Annotated in this window: 17 protein-coding genes; 16 read left to right on the top strand and 1 reads right to left on the bottom strand. The window is 65.4% G+C overall.

The genetic code is table 11. The features are described from left to right. Positions 1–34: 34 nt before the first annotated feature. Complete coding sequence (gene ompA, locus AvAM_RS07620) at positions 35–679, bottom strand: outer membrane protein OmpA (protein ID WP_063460551.1); 645 nt, start codon at positions 677–679, stop codon at positions 35–37. A 224-nt stretch (positions 680–903) separates the two neighbouring features. On the opposite strand from ompA, the gene gyrA reads away from it, so the two are divergent. The 16 genes from gyrA to AvAM_RS07540 all read left to right on the top strand — a co-directional run bounded on the left by gyrA (position 904) and on the right by AvAM_RS07540 (position 19758). Next, the gene (gene gyrA, locus AvAM_RS07615) at positions 904–3576 is read left to right on the top strand and encodes a DNA gyrase subunit A (protein ID WP_137746499.1); all 2673 of its coding nucleotides are present in this window, start codon (positions 904–906) and stop codon (positions 3574–3576) included. Between the two features lie 113 nt (positions 3577–3689). Continuing rightward, positions 3690–4799, top strand: coding sequence for a 3-phosphoserine/phosphohydroxythreonine transaminase (gene serC, locus AvAM_RS07610; protein ID WP_137746498.1), 1110 nt, complete (start codon positions 3690–3692; stop codon positions 4797–4799). Positions 4800–4848: 49 nt separating this feature from the next. Continuing rightward, the gene (pheA, locus tag AvAM_RS07605; RefSeq protein WP_137746497.1) at positions 4849–5946 is read left to right on the top strand and encodes a prephenate dehydratase; all 1098 of its coding nucleotides are present in this window, start codon (positions 4849–4851) and stop codon (positions 5944–5946) included. Between the two features lie 12 nt (positions 5947–5958). Continuing rightward, positions 5959–6831: a prephenate dehydrogenase/arogenate dehydrogenase family protein gene (locus AvAM_RS07600; protein WP_137746496.1), complete on the top strand. Its 873-nt coding sequence runs from the start codon at positions 5959–5961 to the stop codon at positions 6829–6831. 134 nt (positions 6832–6965) lie between these two features. Next, positions 6966–8996 (top strand): bifunctional 3-phosphoshikimate 1-carboxyvinyltransferase/cytidylate kinase, encoded by a 2031-nt coding sequence (locus AvAM_RS07595; protein ID WP_137746495.1) that lies wholly within the window; start codon positions 6966–6968, stop codon positions 8994–8996. 180 nt (positions 8997–9176) lie between these two features. Beyond that, positions 9177–10877 (top strand): 30S ribosomal protein S1, encoded by a 1701-nt coding sequence (gene rpsA, locus AvAM_RS07590; RefSeq protein ID WP_274110633.1) that lies wholly within the window; start codon positions 9177–9179, stop codon positions 10875–10877. A gap of 84 nt (positions 10878–10961) precedes the next feature. Next, the gene (locus AvAM_RS07585) at positions 10962–11297 is read left to right on the top strand and encodes an integration host factor subunit beta (RefSeq protein ID WP_137746493.1); all 336 of its coding nucleotides are present in this window, start codon (positions 10962–10964) and stop codon (positions 11295–11297) included. Between the two features lie 120 nt (positions 11298–11417). Next, complete coding sequence (locus AvAM_RS07580; RefSeq protein ID WP_137746492.1) at positions 11418–11756, top strand: lipopolysaccharide assembly LapA domain-containing protein; 339 nt, start codon at positions 11418–11420, stop codon at positions 11754–11756. Next, positions 11746–12903 (top strand): lipopolysaccharide assembly protein LapB, encoded by a 1158-nt coding sequence (gene lapB / locus AvAM_RS07575; RefSeq protein WP_137746491.1) that lies wholly within the window; start codon positions 11746–11748, stop codon positions 12901–12903. The genes AvAM_RS07580 and lapB overlap by 11 nt, the downstream gene beginning before the upstream one ends. 40 nt (positions 12904–12943) lie before the next feature. Beyond that, positions 12944–13408: a helix-hairpin-helix domain-containing protein gene (locus AvAM_RS07570; protein ID WP_137746490.1), complete on the top strand. Its 465-nt coding sequence runs from the start codon at positions 12944–12946 to the stop codon at positions 13406–13408. Positions 13409–13523: 115 nt separating this feature from the next. Beyond that, positions 13524–16490 carry a monovalent cation/H+ antiporter subunit A gene (locus AvAM_RS07565; protein ID WP_137746489.1) on the top strand — a complete coding sequence of 989 codons (2967 nt, stop codon included), beginning with the start codon at positions 13524–13526 and terminating at the stop codon, positions 16488–16490. Next, a complete protein-coding gene (locus AvAM_RS07560; protein ID WP_094290930.1) occupies positions 16481–16846 on the top strand; it encodes a Na+/H+ antiporter subunit C in 366 nt (121 codons plus the stop codon). The genes AvAM_RS07565 and AvAM_RS07560 overlap by 10 nt, the downstream gene beginning before the upstream one ends. Further along, positions 16843–18567 carry a monovalent cation/H+ antiporter subunit D gene (locus AvAM_RS07555; RefSeq protein WP_137746488.1) on the top strand — a complete coding sequence of 575 codons (1725 nt, stop codon included), beginning with the start codon at positions 16843–16845 and terminating at the stop codon, positions 18565–18567. Before AvAM_RS07560 ends, AvAM_RS07555 begins: the two co-directional genes overlap by 4 nt. Then, positions 18564–19094: a Na+/H+ antiporter subunit E gene (locus AvAM_RS07550; protein WP_137746487.1), complete on the top strand. Its 531-nt coding sequence runs from the start codon at positions 18564–18566 to the stop codon at positions 19092–19094. Before AvAM_RS07555 ends, AvAM_RS07550 begins: the two co-directional genes overlap by 4 nt. Beyond that, positions 19091–19369 (top strand): K+/H+ antiporter subunit F, encoded by a 279-nt coding sequence (locus AvAM_RS07545; RefSeq protein ID WP_137746486.1) that lies wholly within the window; start codon positions 19091–19093, stop codon positions 19367–19369. The genes AvAM_RS07550 and AvAM_RS07545 overlap by 4 nt, the downstream gene beginning before the upstream one ends. Beyond that, positions 19366–19758, top strand: a complete 393-nt coding sequence (locus tag AvAM_RS07540) for a monovalent cation/H(+) antiporter subunit G (RefSeq protein ID WP_137746485.1) — start codon at positions 19366–19368, stop codon at positions 19756–19758. Before AvAM_RS07545 ends, AvAM_RS07540 begins: the two co-directional genes overlap by 4 nt. Positions 19759–19773 lie beyond the last annotated feature (15 nt).

Below are 19773 nucleotides of genomic sequence, written 5' to 3'. Positions count from 1 at the left end.
GTTGCCGGGGCTTTTTTGTGAAGCAATCCGAAGATTACTTGGAAGCGCGGGTACCGACCACTTCGATTTCCACGCGGCGGTTCTTGGCGCGGCCTTCGGCGGTCTTGTTGTCAGCCACTGGCTGCTTTTCGCCCTTGCCTTCGGTGTACACGCGGTTCTTTTCGATGCCCTTGGACACCAAGTAAGCCTTCACGGCTTCGGAACGACGCACCGAAAGCTTCTGGTTGTAAGCATCAGAGCCCACGGAGTCGGTGTGACCCACGGCGATGATGACTTCCAGGTTGATGCCCTTGACCTTGGAGACCAGGTCGTCCAGCTTGGCTTTGCCTTCTGGCTTCAGCACCGACTTGTCGAAGTCGAAGAATGCGTCAGCAGCGTAGGTCACCTTGGTGGCCACGGCAGGAGCGGGAGCAGGTGCAGGTGCGGCAGCAGCGGGTGCAGGTGCGGCGGCTGGGGCAGGAGCGGCGGCAGGCGCAGCAGCCTTGGCGATAGCGCCATCGCAGCCAGCGGCAGCCGTAGCAGGCGTCCAGTTGGCATCGCGCCAGCAGTATTCGTTGGTGCCGTTCTTCCAGACCAGATCACCCGAGGCATTGCGCCAGTTGTCAACGGTTTGTGCGCCAGCGGCGGTTGCGAGCGCTGCAGAGGCAAACAACATCGCCACTTTGTTCAGTTTCTTCATGGTTCTCCTCTTGGGGAAAAAGCCGCAGCCGCGCTGCGAATCAGGACGCTAGGGATGACCACCACCCAAAGCGTTCAAACGATTGTGCCATACGTAACAGGGCAAAAGCGGTGGTGACGCGCCGCGCCCCGTAGGACAAAACCGGAATTGCTTCGATATGTTGCGCGGTCGCTACACGGTCTTAGCCCTAAAATGGATCTCCTTTGCCGCCACCGCAGCCCCCAATGACCCAGTTTGCCAAAGAAACCCTGCCGATCAGCCTCGAAGAGGAAATGCGGCGCAGTTATCTCGATTACGCGATGAGCGTGATCGTCGGCCGGGCCTTGCCCGACGCGCGCGATGGTTTGAAGCCTGTGCACCGGCGCGTGTTGTTTGCCATGCACGAACTCAACAACGACTGGAACCGGCCGTATAAAAAGTCGGCCCGTATCGTGGGTGACGTGATTGGTAAATACCACCCGCACGGCGATTCAGCGGTGTACGACACCATTGTGCGGATGGCGCAGGATTTCTCGCTGCGCCATATGCTGGTGGACGGCCAGGGCAATTTCGGCTCGGTGGACGGCGACAACGCCGCCGCCATGCGATACACCGAAATCCGCCTGGCCAAAATCGCGCACGAAATGCTGGGCGATATCGACAAGGAAACCGTCGATTTCGGCCCCAATTACGACGGCAGCGAAAAAGAGCCGCTGGTATTGCCCAGCAAGCTGCCCAATCTGCTGGTGAATGGCTCGGCAGGTATTGCGGTGGGCATGGCCACCAATATCCCACCGCACAACCTCAACGAGGTGGTGGACGCCTGCCTGCACATGCTGCGCAACCCCGACACCTCCATCGACGAGCTGATGGAGATCATTCCTGCGCCTGATTTCCCCACCGCCGGCATCATCTACGGCATCAATGGCGTGAAGGATGGCTACCGCACGGGCCGTGGCCGCGTGATCATGCGCGCGCGCTGCCACTTCGAGGACATCGACCGTGGCCAGCGCCAGGCGATCATCGTGGACGAGCTGCCCTACCAGGTCAACAAGAAGACGCTGCAGGAGCGCATGGCCGAGCTGGTGCACGAAAAGAAGATCGAAGGCATCAGCCACATCCAGGACGAGTCAGACAAATCCGGCATGCGCCTGGTGATCGAGCTCAAGCGCGGCGAAGTGCCCGAGGTGGTGCTCAACAACCTGTACAAGCAGACGCAGTTGCAGGACACCTTCGGCATGAACATGGTGGCGCTGGTTGATGGCCAGCCACGCCTGTGCAACCTGAAGGACCTGATCGTCGTCTTCCTGCAGCATCGCCGCGAAGTGGTGACGCGCCGCACGGTGTTCGAGCTGCGCAAGGCGCGCGACCGGGGCCACGTGCTGGAGGGCCTGGCCGTGGCCCTGGCCAACATCGACGATTTCATCGCGATCATCCGCAACGCACCCACGCCGCCTGTGGCCAAGTCCGAGCTGATGGCCCGCTCGTGGGACAGCAAGCTGGTGCGTGAGATGCTGACCCGCACGCGTGCCGATGGCGGCGTGATCAACGCTGACGACTACCGCCCCGAAGGCCTGGAAGTCGAGTTCGGCATGGGCCAGGATGGCCTGTACCGCCTGTCGGAAACACAGGCCCAGGAAATCCTGCAGATGCGCCTGCAGCGCCTCACGGGCCTGGAGCAAGACAAGATCGTGGCCGAATACAAGGAAGTCATGGCGGTCATCGAAGACCTGCTGGACATCCTGGCCAAGCCCGAGCGCGTCTCCACCATCATTGGCGAAGAACTCACATCCATCAAAGCCGAATTCGGCCAGCACAAGCTGGGCGCACGCCGCAGCGTGGTGGAGTACAGCGCACAAGACCTCTCCACCGAAGACCTGATCACGCCCACCGACATGGTGGTCACGCTCAGCCATACCGGCTACATCAAGAGCCAGCCCCTGTCCGAATACCGCGCCCAGAAGCGCGGCGGACGCGGCAAGCAGGCCACGGCGACCAAGGAAGACGACTGGATCGACCAGCTCTTCATCGCCAACACGCACGACTACATCCTGTGCTTCTCCAACCGGGGCCGCCTGTACTGGCTCAAGGTCTGGGAAGTGCCCGCCGGCTCGCGTGGCTCGCGTGGCCGCCCCATCGTCAACATGTTCCCGCTGCAGGACGGCGAGAAGATCAACGTGGTGCTGCCGCTCACGGGCGACATGCGCAGCTTCCCGGCCGACCGCTTCGTGTTCATGGCGACCAGCATGGGCACCGTGAAGAAGACCGCGCTCGATGAGTTCAGCAACCCGCGCAAGGGCGGCATCATTGCCGTCAACCTCGACGACGGCGACTACCTGATCGGCGCCGCGCTGACCGATGGCAAACACGATGTGATGCTGTTCAGCGACGGCGGCAAGGCCGTTCGTTTTGATGAAAACGATGTGCGCCCCTTGGGCCGCCAGGCACGTGGTGTGCGCGGCATGATGCTGGAAGACGGCCAGAGCGTGATCGCCATGCTGGTGGCCGAAGACGAAACCCAAAGCGTGCTCACCGCCACCGAAAACGGCTACGGCAAGCGCACCAGCATCGTCGAATACACGCGCCACGGCCGAGGCACCAAGGGCATGATCGCTATCCAGCAGAGTGAGCGCAACGGCAAGGTCGTCGCCGCCACGCTGGTGCACGCGGACGACGAAATCATGCTGATCACCGACAAGGGTGTGCTGGTGCGCACCCGCGTGTCCGAAATCCGCGAGCTGGGCCGTGCCACGCAGGGCGTGACGCTGATCGCTTTGGACGAAGGCTCCAAGCTCAGCGGCCTGCAGCGCATCGTGGAAAACGATGCCAACGTGGCCGATGCCGACAGCGATGCTGATGGCAATGCAGACGGTGGCGGCTCCGCAGATTCCGGCGCAGCCCCCGCATCCGACGCCTGAGCCTCCCCTTGCCCTCGCCGGGTGTCGCGCCAGACGCGGCCCCGATTGCTATTAAAAATGTAGCTGCAAGCGCTTATACAACAGGCGCAAGCAGCATTTTTGACTGTGAAACCATGACCCGCCCCTACAACTTCTCGGCCGGCCCGGCCGCCATCCCCGCCGAAGTGCTGGAGCAAGCCGCTGCCGAAATGCTGGACTGGCATGGCAGTGGCATGGGCGTGATGGAGATGAGCCACCGGGGCAAGGAGTTTCTGTCCATCTACGAGCAGGCCGAAGCCGATCTGCGGGCGCTACTGGCTGTGCCCGCCAACTTCAAGATCCTGTTCATGCAGGGCGGTGGCCTGGCAGAGAACGCCATCGTGCCACTGAACCTCTCGCGCGCCGGTGCCGTGGATTTTGTGGTCACCGGCAGCTGGAGCCAGAAGTCGCAGAAGGAAGCGCGCAAGTACGCCTCCGAGGTGAACATCGTGGCCTCGGCTGAAGACACCGGCTTCACCACCCTGCCCGACCCAGCCTCGTGGACGCTCAGCCGGGGCGCGAGCTACCTGCACATCTGCAGCAACGAAACCATCAACGGCATCGAGTTCCACCAGCTGCCCGACCTGAAGGCACTGGGCAGCGATGCGCCCCTGGTCATCGACTTTTCGTCTCATGTGGCGTCGCGGCCCGTGGACTGGAGCCGAGTGGGCCTGGCCTTTGGCGGCGCGCAGAAGAACCTGGGGCCTGCAGGCCTCACGCTGGTGATCGTGCGCGAAGACCTGCTCGGCCACGCCCTGCCCGCCTGCCCCAGCGCCTTCGACTACAAAACCGTGGCCGACAACCAGTCGATGTACAACACGCCCCCCACGTGGGGCATCTACATCGCGGGCCTCACCTTCCAATGGCTCAAGCGCCAGACCGAAGGCAGCCTGACCGGTGTGGCCGCGATGGAGCAGCGCAACATCGCCAAGGCCGCCCTGCTCTACAACGCCATCGACAGCTCGCAGCTGTATGTGAACAAAGTGGCGGCCAACTGCCGTTCGCGCATGAACATTCCGTTCTTCTTGCGCGACGAAAGCCGCAATGACGCGTTCCTGGCGGGAGCCAAGGAACGCGGCCTGCTTCAACTCAAGGGCCACAAGTCCGTGGGAGGTATGCGTGCCAGCGTCTACAACGCCATGCCGATCGAGGGCGTACAGGCGCTGGTGGACTACATGCGAGAATTTGAGCAAAAGCACGCCTGAACGAACACCCGCCGTCCCGTTCACGCAAGCGCGCACACAGACCCCATCCATGAACACTCCGCAAGCCTCACCCGATCTCGCCAGTCTGCGCGTGCAGATCGACTCCATCGACCAGCAACTGCTTACGCTGCTGAACCAGCGCGCGCTGGTGGCCGAGCAGGTGGGCGAAGTCAAGAAGCGTGAAGGCACGCCCTTCTTCCGCCCCGACCGTGTGGCGCAAGTCATCGACAAGATCACCCACGCCAACCCCGGCCCGCTCAAGGGCCCGCATGTGGCGGCCATCTGGCGCGAGATCATGTCCGCCTGCCTGGCCCTCGAATCGCCCCAGCGCGTGGCCGTGCTCGGCCCAGAGGGCACATTCTGCGAACAGGCCGCCATCGAATTTTTCGGCGGCGCGGCCGACCTGATGTACTGCGCCAACTTCGACGAGGTGTTCCACGCCACGGCCGCAGGCAGCGCCCAGTACGGCGTGGTGGGAGTGGAAAACTCCACCGAAGGCGTGGTCACCCGCTCGCTCGACCTGTTCCTGCACACCCCCACGCATGTGGTGGGCGAAGTCAGTCTGCTGGTGCGCCACAACCTGCTGCGCACCACCAACTCGCTTGACGGCATCGAGGCCGTGCTGGCCCACCCGCAGGCGCTGGCCCAATGCCAGGCCTGGCTGTCCAAGCACCTGCCGCATGCCGAGCGCCGCCCCGTGTCCAGCAACGCCGAAGGCGCGCGCTTGGCCACCACCAACCCGACCTGGGCAGCGCTGTCCAGCGAACGCGCAGCCACCCAGTTCGGCCTGCACATCGTCTCGCACGCGATCCAGGACGATGCGTACAACCGCACGCGTTTTGCCATCATCTGCCTGCCACACACGCTGCAGACGCCGCCCCCCTCGGGCAAGGACTGCACCAGCCTCGTGGTGTCGGTGCCCAACCAGCCAGGCGCGGTGCACGACCTGCTGGTGCCGCTAAAAACCCATGGCGTGTCCATGACACGCTTCGAGTCCCGTCCCGCACGCACGGGCCAGTGGGAGTATTACTTCTACATCGACCTCGACGGCCACCCCGCCCAGCCCCATGTGGCGCGGGCCCTGGAAGAACTGCGCAGCCTGTGCGCGTTCTACAAGGTTCTGGGCACCTACCCCGTGTCGTCCTGAGGAGCCACCCCTATGTTTGAACAATTGGGACTGATCGGCTGCGGGCTCATGGGCGGCTCGTTTGCCCTGGCGATGAAGAAGGCGGGCCTGGTCAAGCGGGTGGTGGGCTACAGCAAGTCGCCCTCCACCACCGACCGCGCGCGCCAGCTGGGCGTGATCGACGTCGAGGCGCCCTCGGCCCTGCTCGCCGTGGCCGGTGCCGACATCGTGCTGGTGGCCGTGCCCGTGGCCGCCACCGAAGCCACACTGAAAGCCATCAAGCACCTGGTCACGCCCCAGATGCTCATCATGGACGTGGGCTCGACCAAGGCCGATGTGGTGCACGCTGCGCAGCGCTCCCTGCGCGACCAGGTGGGCTCGTTTGTGCCCGCCCACCCCATCACGGGGCGCGAGGTGTCGGGCGTGGAACACGCCGAGGCCGACCTCTACAGCGGGCGCCAGGTCATCCTGACGCCCACCGAGCGCACGCTCACGGTCCATCTGCAGAACGCAGAGAAGATCTGGAACGCCCTGGGCTGCCGCGTAACCAGCATGTCGCCCGAGTCGCACGACGCAGCCTTTGCCGCCGTCAGCCACCTGCCCCATGTGCTGGCCTTTGCGATGATGAACAGCATCACCGGGCAATCACACGGCGACGATTTCCTGTCCCTCGCAGGCCCCGGGTTCCGCGACTTCACCCGCATCGCGGCCAGCGACCCCAAGGTGTGGCGCGACATCCTGCTGTCCAACCGCGAAGAACTCCTGGCCCAGTCCAAGCTGTTCCAACAGGCCCTGCGCAACATCGAGCAGGCCATGGAAAAAGGCAATGCCCAGGCCCTGGAAGACATGCTGACCCTGGCCAGCGAAACCCGTGCCCACTGGCGCATGGGTGCAAAACGCAAATAACCCCCTGAGTCGCCTCCGGCGCCTTCCCCCAAGGGGGACGCCACCCGTGGCCTGGCAAAGCCAGCTCCACGGTGGCACTGGACTCGGACGCGCCAGTTGCGTCGGTCACTTGCGCAAATGGACGAAAGACACTGATGTACAGCACTGCATTCCTCGATCTACCCCCTTTGCAAGCCGCTGCGGGTGAAGTCCACCTGCCCGGCTCCAAGAGCATCTCCAACCGGGTGTTGCTGCTGGCCGCGCTGAGCAATGGCACGACCACCGTGCACGACCTGCTGGCGTCCGACGACACGCGCGTGATGCTGGACGCGCTGCGCCAGATCGGGTGCACGGTGGATGAAGCGGGCAGTACGGTGCGCATCACCGGCCTGGGTGGCCGCCTGCCCCAATCCCCCGCCAGGCTGTTCTTGGGCAATGCGGGCACGGCCATGCGCCCACTCACGGCAGCGCTGGCCCTGCTGGGCGGCGAGTTCGAGCTGTCCGGCGTGCCGCGCATGCACGAGCGCCCCATCGGCGATCTCATCGATGCGCTGCGCCAGCTGGGCTGCCAGATCGACTACCTGGGCAACGACGGCTACCCGCCGCTCAGGATCGCCCACGGCCAGGGCGTGCCTGCGCTGGCACTGGCAGAGCCCATCCGCGTGCGCGGCGATGTGTCCAGCCAGTTCCTTACCGCCCTGCTCATGGCGCTGCCGCTCGCGGCAGGCGCGCAGGCCATCGTGATCGAGGTGGTGGGCGAGCTGATCTCCAAGCCCTACATCGCCATCACGCTCCAGCTGCTGGCGCGGTTTGGCATCGTGGTCGAACACCAGAACTGGCAGCGCTTCACCATCCCGGCAGGCAGCCGCTACCAGTCGCCTGGCAGCATCCATGTGGAGGCAGATGCCTCATCCGCTAGCTATTTCATAGCGCTTGGGGCAATAGCAACGGGCGGAGAAGGCCAAAAAAGCATCAAGATTCAGGGTGTGGGGCTGGATTCGATCCAGGGTGACATCCGCTTTGTCGAGGCCGCGCGCGCCATGGGTGCCGTGGTCACCGGCGGGCCCAACTGGCTGCAGATCGAACGTGGCGCCTGGCCCCTGAAGGCCATTGATCTGGACTGCAACCACATCCCCGACGCGGCCATGACACTGGCCGTGATGGCACTGTACGCCCAGGGCACGACCACACTGACCAACATCGCAAGCTGGCGCGTGAAGGAAACCGACCGCATCGCCGCCATGGCCACCGAGCTGCGCAAGCTCGGCGCCACGGTAGAGGAAGGCGCGGACTACATCCGCGTGACGCCCCCTGCCCAGCCCGCTGACTGGAAGGCCGCCAGCATCCACACCTACGACGACCACCGCGTGGCCATGTGCTTCTCGCTGGCCGCCTTCAACCCGGCCGCCCTGCCGGTGCGCATCGAAGACCCCAAGTGCGTGGCCAAGACCTTCCCGGACTATTTCGAGGCCCTGTTCTCGGTTGCTCAGGTCGAAACCGCCCACATCCCGGTGATCTGCATCGACGGCCCCACGGCCTCGGGCAAGGGCACGGTGGCTGCGGCGGTGGCGCAACGGCTGGGCTACCGTTTTTTGGACTCCGGCGCGATGTACCGCATCACCGCCCTGGCCGCGCTGCGGGCAGGTTTCGCCATCGATGCGGACCATGAAGCCCCTATCGCCACCCTCGCCCAGACGCTGCCGGTGCGGTTTGAAGGTGGCAAGGTGTGGCTGGGCAACGACGACGTGACCGAAGCCATTCGCACCGAAGAAGCCGGCATGAACGCCTCGCGCGTGTCCGCCCTGCCCGCCGTGCGCACGGCGCTGGTCGATCTGCAACACAGCTTCCAGCGCCTGCCAGGGCTGGTGGCCGATGGCCGCGACATGGGCACCGTGATCTTCCCCGAGGCCCCCTTGAAGGTGTATCTCACGGCCAGCGCCGCCTGCCGCGCTGAGCGCCGTTATAAGCAGTTGATTTCTAAGGGTTTTTCGGCTAGTATCGAAGACCTTCGCGCGGATCTGGAAGCGCGCGACGCCCGGGACAGCTCCCGCAGCGTTGCACCTCTCAAGCCCGCGCAGGACGCTCTGGTCCTGGACAACTCCGATTTGACGATTGAACAAGCCGTCGAACAGGTATTGGCCTGGTGGCAAGAGCGCCAGCGCTTCGCAGCCTCTGCGCAGCACTGACCCCGTGGAGCCCTCGGGCTCCAGGCAAGGCCGAAAGGCCGCGCCACAGGCCCATGCCGCCCCTCTCGCGCGCCAGCGCACAGGTGGTGTGGATCGTTAACCTAACCCGCGGCTCTGCCGCAAAAAACCACCGCAAACAGCTATAAAAACAGTAGCAATGGTGCTACTGGAATCCTGTTTGTGGCAAGGAAACACATGTCCGAATCTTTTGCCGCCCTTTTTGAAGAATCCCTGCAGCGTACGGAAATGCGCCCAGGCGAAGTCATCACCGCTGAAGTCGTGCGCGTTGAGCACAACTTCGTGGTCGTGAACGCTGGCCTCAAGTCCGAAGCCTACGTGCCGCTGGAAGAGTTCAAGAACGACAAGGGCGAAGTCGAAGTCCAAGTGGGTGACTTCGTGTCGGTGGCCATTGGCTCCATCGAAAACGGCTACGGCGACACCATCCTGTCGCGCGACACCGCCAAGCGTCTGGCTTCCTGGATGAGCCTGGAAAAGGCCCTGGAATCCGGCGAATTCGTCACCGGTACCACGTCCGGCAAGGTCAAGGGCGGCCTGACTGTCCTGGTCAACGGCATCCGCGCATTCCTGCCCGGTTCGCTGATCGATACCCGTCCGATCAAGGATCTGACGCCGTACGAAAACAAGACCATGGAATTCAAGGTCATCAAGCTGGACCGCAAGCGCAACAACGTGGTGCTGAGCCGCCGCGCTGTGGTGGAAGCCTCCATGGGCGAAGAACGCGCCAAGCTGATGGAAACCCTGAAGGAAGGCTCCATCGTTCAAGGCGTGGTCAAGAACATCACCGAATACGGTGCGTTCGTGGACCTGGGCGGCATCGACGGTCTGCTGCACATCACCGACATGGCATGGCGCCGCGTGCGTCACCCCTCCGAAGTGGTGACCGCTGGCCAGGAAATCACGGCCAAGATCCTGAAGTTCGACACCGAGAAGAACCGTGTCTCGCTGGGTCTGAAGCAAATGGGCGACGACCCATGGATGGGCGTGAACCGCCGCTACCCACAATCGACCCGCCTGTTCGGCAAGATCACGAACATTGCCGACTACGGCGCGTTCGTCGAACTCGAACCCGGCATCGAAGGCCTGGTGCACGTGTCTGAAATGGACTGGACCAACAAGAACATCGCTCCCGCCAAGCTGGTTTCGCTGGGCGACGAAGTCGAAGTCATGGTTCTGGAAATCGACGAAGACAAGCGCCGTATCAGCCTGGGCATGAAGCAATGCAAGGCCAACCCATGGCAAGAATTCGCACAGGACACGAAGCGCGGCGACCGCGTGAAGGGTCCTATCAAGTCGATCACCGACTTCGGCGTGTTCGTGGGCCTGGCTGCCGGCATCGACGGCCTGGTGCACCTGTCTGACCTGTCGTGGAACGAACCCGGCGAAGCCGCTGTTCGCAACTACAAGAAGGGCCAGGAAGTGGAAGCCATCGTGCTGGCCGTGGACGTGGACCGCGAACGCATCTCGCTGGGCATCAAGCAGCTCGACGGCGACCCATTCACGACCTTCGTGACCGTGAACGACAAGGGCCAGACGGTGACCGGCAAGGTCAAGACCGTGGACGCCCGTGGCGCTGAAATCGACCTCGGCGAAGACATCGTGGGCTACCTGCGCGCTTCGGAAATCTCCCGCGACCGCGTGGAAGATGCCCGCAACGTGCTGAAGGAAGGCGACGAAGTCACGGCCGTGGTGGTGAACGTGGATCGCAAGACCCGCAACATCCAGCTGTCGATCAAGCAAAAGGACATGGCCGACGAGCAAGGCGCCATGGCCAGCCTGAGCCAGCAATCGAGCCGCGAAAGCGCCGGCACGACCAGCCTGGGCGCCCTGCTGCGCGCCAAGCTGGACAACTCGGAAAAGTAAGTAAAGCGCTGACCCCTTGAAAGGTCAGACAGCGGGCGCCTCGTGCGCCCGCTCTTCTTTGAGAAGCCTATGCCCCAAGACTCCATGACCCGCTCAGACCTCGTTGAAGAACTGGCCGCCCGCTTTGGCCAGCTCACCCACCGCGATGCCGAATACGCCGTCAAGACCATTCTGGACGCCGTGGGCGATGCCCTGGTGCGTGGGCACCGCATCGAGATCCGGGGTTTTGGCAGTTTCTCGGTCAACCACCGCCCGCCCCGCATGGGCCGCAACCCCCGCAGCGGCGAGGCCGTGGCCATTCCTGAAAAGCGTGTGCCGCACTTCAAGCCCGGCAAGGCCCTGCGCGAAGCCGTGGACAAGCGCACTGCCGAGATGGAAGAAAAGACCCAGACCACGCCGGGTTTGCCAGATCAAAATTGATAGCTAAAAACGATTGATGGTCGCGCCCAAGCGGCCATTTTTATTGATACTGACGCTCTCCAGGCTTGCGGAGAGCTCTGCACGCAAGCTCTTAGAATCGCCCCACCACTGGGGAGACCGATGAAATACCTCCTGTGGCTGCTCAAGGCAGCCATTTTTTTTACGCTCTTCGCCTTCGCGCTGAACAACCAGCAGGACGCGACCGTGCACTTCTTCTTTGGCACCCAGTGGCGCGCTCCGCTGGTGCTGGTGGTGCTGACGGCCTTCTCGGCCGGGCTCGCCGTGGGCGTGCTGGGCATGGTGCCCCGCTGGTGGCGCCACCGCACGGCCGCCCGCCGCGCCCAGGCGGCCGCAGCGGTTGCAGCGCCAGCCCAGGCAACCGCAGCGGCCGCCCCCAGCAACGGCACACCTGCCGCGCCCCCACCACCTCCCGACCTGCCCTCTATCCATGGAATTTGACCTGAGCTGGATTCTGCTGGGCCTGCCCGTGGCCTTTGTGCTGGGCTGGCTGGCGTCGCGTTTTGACCTGCGCCAGCTGCGCGCCGAAAACCGCCGCGCGCCCAAGGCCTACTTCAAGGGCCTGAACTTCCTGCTCAACGAGCAGCAGGACCAGGCGATTGACGCGTTCATCGAGGCCGTGCAGAACGACCCCGACACCTCTGAGCTGCACTTCGCGCTGGGCAACCTGTTCCGCCGCCGGGGCGAATACGACCGCGCAGTGCGTGTGCACGAACACCTGCTCTCGCGCGGCGACCTCTCCCGCACCGACCGCGAGCGCGCCCAGCACGCGCTGGCGCTCGACTTCCTCAAGGCGGGCCTGCTCGACCGCGCCGAAGATGCCCTGCACCGCCTGGAAGGCACGCCCTTCGAGGCCCAGGCCCGCCTGGCCCTGCTGGCCATCTACGAACGCTCGCGCGACTGGCCCCATGCCGCCAGCATCGCCCGCAAGATGCACGACGCCGACCAGGGCGACTTCAGCACCCGGCAGGCGCATTACCTGTGCGAACAGGCATTGGCGCTGAGCGCACAAGGCGACCTGCCCGGTGCCCAGGCGCTGCTGGAGCAGGCGGTCGCCGCCGCCCCCGAGGCAGCACGCGCCCACATCGAGCTGGCACGGCTGCAGCGCCTCATGGGCCAGCCTGCAGCCGTGCTGGCCACCCTCAAAACGCTGGGCGAGCGCAATCCAGCCGCCCTGCCACTGGCTGCCCCGCTCATGGTCGAAGCCGCCACGGCCAGCGGGCGCACCGCCGAAGTCTACGGACTGTTGCAGGCCCATTACGAACAGGCGCCCTCGCTCGACGTGCTGGAGAGCATCGTGGCCATGGAAGCCGCAGATGCCACCACGAGCGGCTCCGCCCGGCAGCGCTATGTGGAGCACCTCGACAAGGAACGCTCGCTGGTGGCCGCTGCCAAATGGCTGGCCACTGAAAAGCTGGAACACGAGGAGTTCCACCCCCAGATCCAGCGCGCGCTGGAGCATGCCGTGAAACCGCTCACGCGCTACCGCTGCGCAGCCTGCGGCTTTGAAGCCCGCCAGCATTTCTGGCAATGCCCCGGCTGCCAGACCTGGGACAGCTACCCCGCACGCCGCGTTGAAGAACTCTGACCCGCTCCTTCCAGCTCCCTCCACGCCAAGGACACGCTCCATGCTCAAGACACTGCTCACCCTGATCGCCACCCTGCTGCTGGCCACCACCACAGCCTTCGCCGCCGTGGATGTGAACACCGCCACCGAGGCCGAACTTGACGGCATCAAGGGCATCGGCCCCGGCCTGTCGGGCCGCATTCTGGAAGAGCGCAAGAGCGCGCCTTTCAAGGACTGGGCCGACTTCATTGGCCGCGTGGGCGGCGTAGGCAACAAAAGCGCCGTGAGCTTCTCCAAGGAAGGCCTGACGGTCAACGGCAGGAAATACAGCGCAGCAGCCGCCGCCAAGGCAGAAGCCAAGAGCAAGCAGAAAGAGAAAGACAAAACTGCAAGCCACCAGGGCAGCGACCGCAAGGCCCGCAGCAGCGCAGACAAGAACGCCGCCGCACCGGCCACCACACCCACAGCGGCCCCGGCTGCAGCACCAGCAGCCCCATCCCCAGCAGCCAGCGCTAGCAAAAACTAAGCAGACTTCATAAGCAGCAAGCCCGCTCCAGCGGGCTTGTTTTTTTTGCGATAGGGCATGCGCAACGGTAGGGGCGAGCAGGGTTTTTAGGAGCTGCCCCTAAAATCGTTCGCGCATGCCCCTGATCACCCTCATCCTCCTCCCCTTCATCGGCAGCCTGCTGGCGGCAGTGTTGCCCGCCAATGCCCGCAATACCGAGTCCACGCTCGCCGGGCTCATTGCCCTGTTCTGCACCGTGCAGGCAGCGCTCTACTTCCCCGAGATCGCCGATGGGGGCGTGATCCGGCAAGAACTGGCCTGGCTCCCCGCACTGGGTCTGAACCTCGTCATCCGCATGGATGGCTTTGCCTGGATGTTCTGCATGCTGGTGCTGGGCGTGGGCAGCCTGGTGGTGCTCTATGCGCGCTACTACATGTCGCCCGCCGATCCGGTGCCGCGCTTCTTCTCGTTTTTTCTGGCCTTCATGGGTGCGATGGCGGGCGTGGTGCTGTCGGGCAACATCATCCAGATTGCTTTTTTCTGGGAACTGACCAGCCTGTTCTCCTTCCTGCTGATCGGCTACTGGCACCACCGCAAAGATGCGCGGCGCGGCGCGCGCATGGCGCTCACGGTGACAGGCACGGGCGGCCTGGCCATGCTGGCGGGCATGCTGGTGTTGGGCCACATTGTGGGCAGCTATGACCTGGACCACGTGCTCGCCGCCGGGCAGCTCATCCAGAACCATCCGCTGTACACCACCGCGCTCGTCCTGATTCTGCTGGGCGCGCTCACAAAGAGCGCGCAGTTCCCGTTCCACTTCTGGCTGCCCAACGCCATGGCCGCGCCTACGCCCGTGTCGGCCTACCTGCACTCGGCCACCATGGTCAAGGCGGGCGTGTTTTTGCTGGCGCGCCTGTGGCCTGCGCTCGCAGGCACGGAGCAATGGTTCTGGCTGGTGGGCGGCGCGGGGCTGTGCACGCTGCTGGTGGGCGGCTACGCGGCCATGTTCCAGAACGACCTCAAGGGGCTGCTGGCGTACTCCACCATCTCGCACCTGGGCCTCATCACCCTGCTGCTGGGCCTGAACAGCCCGCTGGCCGCCGTCGCAGCAGTCTTTCACATCATGAACCACGCCACCTTCAAGGCCTCGCTGTTCATGGCCGTGGGCATCGTGGACCATGAAAGCGGCACGCGCGACATCCGGCGCCTGTCGGGGCTGCGCACCATGATGCCGATCACCGCCAGCCTGGCCATGGTGGCCAGCGCCGCCATGGCGGGCGTGCCACTGCTCAACGGCTTCCTGTCCAAGGAAATGTTCTTTGCCGAGACCGTGTACGTGAACACCACGCCGCTGCTCAGCTGGCTGCTGCCCGTGGCGGCCACGCTGGCAGGCATGTTCAGCGTGGCGTACTCACTGCGCTTCACGGTGGATGTGTTCTGGGGCCCGCCCGCCACCGACCTGCCCCACGACCCCCACGAGCCCCCGCACTGGATGCGCGTGCCAGTGGAACTGCTCGTGCTGGCCTGCCTGGTGGTGGGCACGCTGCCCGCCTGGTCGGTGGGCGCCTACCTGGCGGCTGCCGCGCGGCCCGTGGTGGGCGGTGAGCTGCCCACCTACAGCCTCGCGGTCTGGCATGGCCTCAACACCCCGTTTGTGATGAGCCTAGTGGCGCTCGCGGGTGGCATTGCGCTGTATGCCGTGCTGCGCGTCCAGCGCGCGCGGGGCGTGCTGGACGCGCCCCCGCTCATGCACCGCCTGAGCGGCCAACGCATGTTCGAGCACCTGCTGGCCGCCCTCACGCTGGCGGGCCGCAACGGCCGCCGCCTGCTGGGCACCAGCCGCCTGCAGTGGCAGATGCTGTGGCTGGCCGCAGCCGCGCTGGTGGCAGGCACCCTGCCCCTGTGGGCGCGTGGCCTGCCGATTGGCGACCGCGTGCAGCTGCCGCTGTCGCCTGCCTTTGCGCTGCTGTGGCTGCTGGGCGCTGTGTGCGCCGTGGCAGCGGCCTGGCAAGCCAAGTACCACCGGCTGGCTGCGCTCACGCTGCTGGGCGGCGCGGGCCTGTGCGTGTGCCTGACCTTTCTGTGGTTCTCAGCCCCCGACCTGGCACTCACGCAGATCGTGGTGGAGATCGTGACCACCATCCTCATCCTGCTGGGCCTGCGCTGGCTGCCCCGCCGCGACGAAAGCCTGCGCGTGCCCACCCTGGCCGAAGAGCGCCGCACCCAGCTGCGCCGCTGGCGCGACCTGGCGCTGGCGCTGAGCGCAGGCGCTGGCATGGCGCTGCTGTCGTTTGCCATGATGAGCCGTCCCTTCCCCGACAGCACCTCCACCTTCTTCCTGGAACGCGCGTTCACAGAAGGCGGTGGCACCAACGTGGTCAACGTGATGCTGGTGGACTTCCGGGGCTTCGACACCTTCGGTGAAATCGTGGTGCTGGGCATCGTGGCCCTCACGGTGTATGCGCTGCTGCGGCGCTTCCGCCCCGCGCGCGAGGTGATGGACCTGCCGCCCCAGCAGCGCGCCCTGCCCGCCGATGTGGACACCGACCTGGCCAACCCGCGCCAGACCGCCGATACCGCCGTGGGCTACCTCATGGTGCCGGCCGTGCTCGTGCGGTTGATGCTGCCCTTTGCCACGCTGGTCGCGGTCTACCTCTTCATGCGCGGCCACAACGAGCCCGGCGGCGGCTTTGTGGCGGGGCTGGTGTTCTCGGTGGCGCTGCTGCTGCAGTACATCGTCTCGGGCACCTCCTGGGTCGAGGCCCACCTGCCCCTGTACCCGCGCCGCTGGATCGGCGTAGGCCTGCTGGCCGCGCTGGCCACGGGCCTGGGCGCGCTGGCCTGGGGCTATCCGTTCTTGACCAGCCACACGGCGCATTTTTCGCTGCCCGTGGTAGGTGAGATCCATGTGGCCAGCGCGCTGTTCTTCGACATCGGCGTGTTCACCCTGGTGGTGGGTTCGACCATGCTCATCCTCACCGGCATTGCCCACCAGTCGGTGCGCAGCCACCGCTACAACAACGCGCGCGCCGACGACGAGGGGGCTGAACAGGCCGCTGCCGCCACGGTGCCCACCACCCGGGGAGAAACTGCATGGAACTGATACTGGCCCTGGCCATTGGCGTGCTCACCGGCTCGGGCGTGTGGCTGCTGCTGCGGCCCCGCACCTTCCAGGTCATCATGGGCCTGTCGCTGCTGTCGTATGCCGTCAACCTCTTCATCTTCAGCATGGGCCGCCTGGGCCTGGCGATTGACAAAGAGCCCGTGCTGCAACCCGGCCTTCCGCAGGACCTGGCCCACTACGCCGACCCCATGCCCCAGGCGCTCACGCTCACAGCCATCGTGATCGGCTTTGCCATGACGGCTCTGTTTCTGGTGGTGCTGCTGGCCTCGCGTGGCATGGCTGGCACCGACCATGTGGATGGCAGCCGCGCAAAGGATGCGCAGGAGATGCCATGACGGGACCCGGTTTCACTACCTCCCTCGCGGCATCGCTGATGCCGCACCTGATCCTCGCGCCCATCGCCCTGCCCCTGCTCACAGCAGGGCTCATGCTGCTGCTGCGCGAGGAGCGCCAGCGCACCAAGGTCACGCTCAACATCGCCTCCACCGTGCTGGGCCTGGTGATTGCGGTGCTGCTGCTGGTGCAGGCAAAGGACCCCAACCTGCCCGGCGGCCTGGGCGTGTACCTGCCCGGCAACTGGCCTGCGCCGTTTGGCATCGTGCTCACCATCGACCGGCTCTCGGCCATGATGCTGGTGCTGTGCAGCACCGTGGCACTGGCCACCGTGCTGTTCTCGGCGGCGCGCTGGCACCGGGCAGGGGTTCACTTTCACCCGCTGTTCCAGTTCCAGCTCATGGGGCTGGCGGGGGCGTTTCTCACGGCCGATTTGTTCAACCTGTTTGTGTTTTTCGAGATCATGCTCGCTGCCTCCTATGGGCTGCTGCTGCATGGCTCGGGGCGCCCGCGCGTGTCGGCGGGGCTGCACTACATCGCCATCAACCTCGCGGCCTCATCGCTGTTTCTGATTGGCGTGTCCATGCTGTACGGCATCACCGGCACGCTCAACATGGCAGACTTGGCGCAGAGCATTGCTGGCATTGCGCCCGCAGACCGGGGCCTGCTGCATGCGGCGGCGGCCATTCTGGCCGTGGCTTTTCTCATCAAGGCCGCTGTGTGGCCGCTTAACTTCTGGCTGGTGCCCGCCTACAGCGCGGCCACGGCGCCTGTGGGCGCACTGTTTGCGTTGATGACCAAGGTGGGTGTGTACAGCGTGCTGCGGCTGTGGACGCTGCTGTTCGGCGCCGAGGCCGGTGAATCGGCCCAGTTTGGCAGCCAGTGGCTGGTGGGCGGCGGCCTGCTCACCATGGCGTTTGGCGCCATCGGCATGCTGGGCTCGCAGCGCCTGGGGCACCTGGCGGGGTTCGCCGCCATCCTGTCGTCGGGCACGCTGCTCGCGGCCACCGGCTTTGGGCAGACGCTGCTCACGGGCGGCTTGCTGTATTACCTGCTCAGCTCCACGCTGGCCGTGAGCGCCCTCTTCCTGCTCACTGACCTGATCGACCGCTGGCGCAACGATGGCGCCAGCCTCGCACCGCACGAGCAGACCGACGACGCGCCCTTCCTTTCGGCCGACCTGGTGCCCCACGAAGGCATGAACCTCGACGACAAGGAGCAGGCCCTGATCGGCCAGGTGATCCCTGCGGCCGCCGCCTTCCTGGGCCTGGCCTTCATCGCCTGCACGTTGGTCATTGCGGGCCTGCCGCCGCTGCCGGGGTTTGTGGGCAAGTTCGCCATGGTGCACGCACTGCTCAACCCACTGGGGCTGGGTGCCTCCAGCGGGCTCCAGCTGGGCGCTGCGGGCTGGACGCTGGTGGCCCTGCTGGTGCTTTCAGGCCTGCTGGCGCTGGTGGCCCTGACCCGCGCAGGCATTCGCCATTTCTGGGCCGCGCACGACCGCTCGGCCCCCAAGCTGCTGGTGCTGGAAGGCCTGCCCATTGCCCTGTTGCTGGGCGCCTGCGCCGCGCTGGCCTGGCAGGCCGGGGCCGTGATGCGCTACACCCAGGCCACGGCCGACGCACTGCACGCACCCGCAGGGTATGTGCGCGCCGTGATGACCGCCGACCCCGTGCCCAACCCGCCCAAGCCTTCCGCCACACCAGGGGGCGCACAGCCATGAAGCCAGAGTCCCCACCCACCGCCACATCGCCCCGGCCCTTCAAGCGGCTGGTGCCCGCGCCCCTGCTGTCGCTAGCGCTGCTGGGCCTGTGGCTGCTGCTCAACCGCAGCCTGAGTGCCGGGCATGTGGTGCTGGGCAGCGTGCTGGCGCTGGCGATACCGCTGCTCACGGCCGGGCTGCGCCCGCGGCCCGTGCGCGTGCGCAAACCCGGCGCCGTGCTGCGCCTGGCCTTCACCGTGGTGGCCGACACCACGCGCTCTAACCTGGCCGTGGCCCGCCTGCTGCTGGCGCCCGGCCGCAGGCGGCACCCTGCCGGGTTTGTGCACATCCCGCTCGATGTGCGCGACCCCAACGCGCTGGCCGTGCTGGCCATGATCGTCTGCATCACCCCCGGCACGGCCTGGGCCGAGCTGTCGCTGGACCGCAGCATGCTGCTGTTGCACGTGCTGGAGCTGGACGACCCCGCCACCGTGATCGCCGACGTGAAACAGCGCTACGAGGCCCCTCTGATGGAGATCTTTGAATGACCCCGATACTGGATTGGGCCCTCCCCATCGCCCTGTTCATGCTGGCACTGGCCATGGGTTGCGCGCTGGTGCGCCTGCTCAAAGGCCCTTCGGCACAAGACCGCGTGCTGGCACTCGACTGCATGTACCTCTGCGGCATGCTGGTGATGCTGGTGCTGGGCCTGCTGTATGGCAGCAAGAACTACTTCGAGGCCGCGCTGCTGCTGGCGCTGTTCAGCTTTGTGGGCAGCATGGCCATGGCCAAGTTTCTGCTGCGCGGCGAGGTGATCGAATGACCGAAGCTGCCACCACCGGCATCGCCGTGCTGCCCCTGTGGCTGGAAATCATCGTGGCCCTGCTGGTGCTGGGGGGCGCCGGGCTGGCCCTGCTGGGCTCTACCGGCCTGCTGCGCCTGCCCACCTACTTCGAGCGGGTGCACGCGCCTTCCGTCATCGCCACGCTGGGCTGCTGGCTGATCATGCATGGCACGGTGTTGTACTTCTCAGTGGCCGACCGCAGCCTGGCGCTGCATGCGCTGCTGATCGCGGTGTTCGTGGCGATCACGGTGCCCATCATGTCGATCTTTCTGATGCGCGCGGCGCTGTTCCGCGCCCGGCAGGCCGGGCTCGACGTGCCGCCCAGCCTCAGCCAGCCCAAGGCGCCCGAAGATCCCAAGGACTCCTGATTTGATAGCTGCTTG

Origin of the sequence: Acidovorax sp. NB1 (assembly GCF_005405905.1) — a bacterium.
GTDB lineage: Bacteria > Pseudomonadota > Gammaproteobacteria > Burkholderiales > Burkholderiaceae_C > Acidovorax.
The sequence above is the reverse complement of the archived record's forward strand: the minus strand, read 5'-3'. Positions and strand labels throughout refer to the sequence as shown.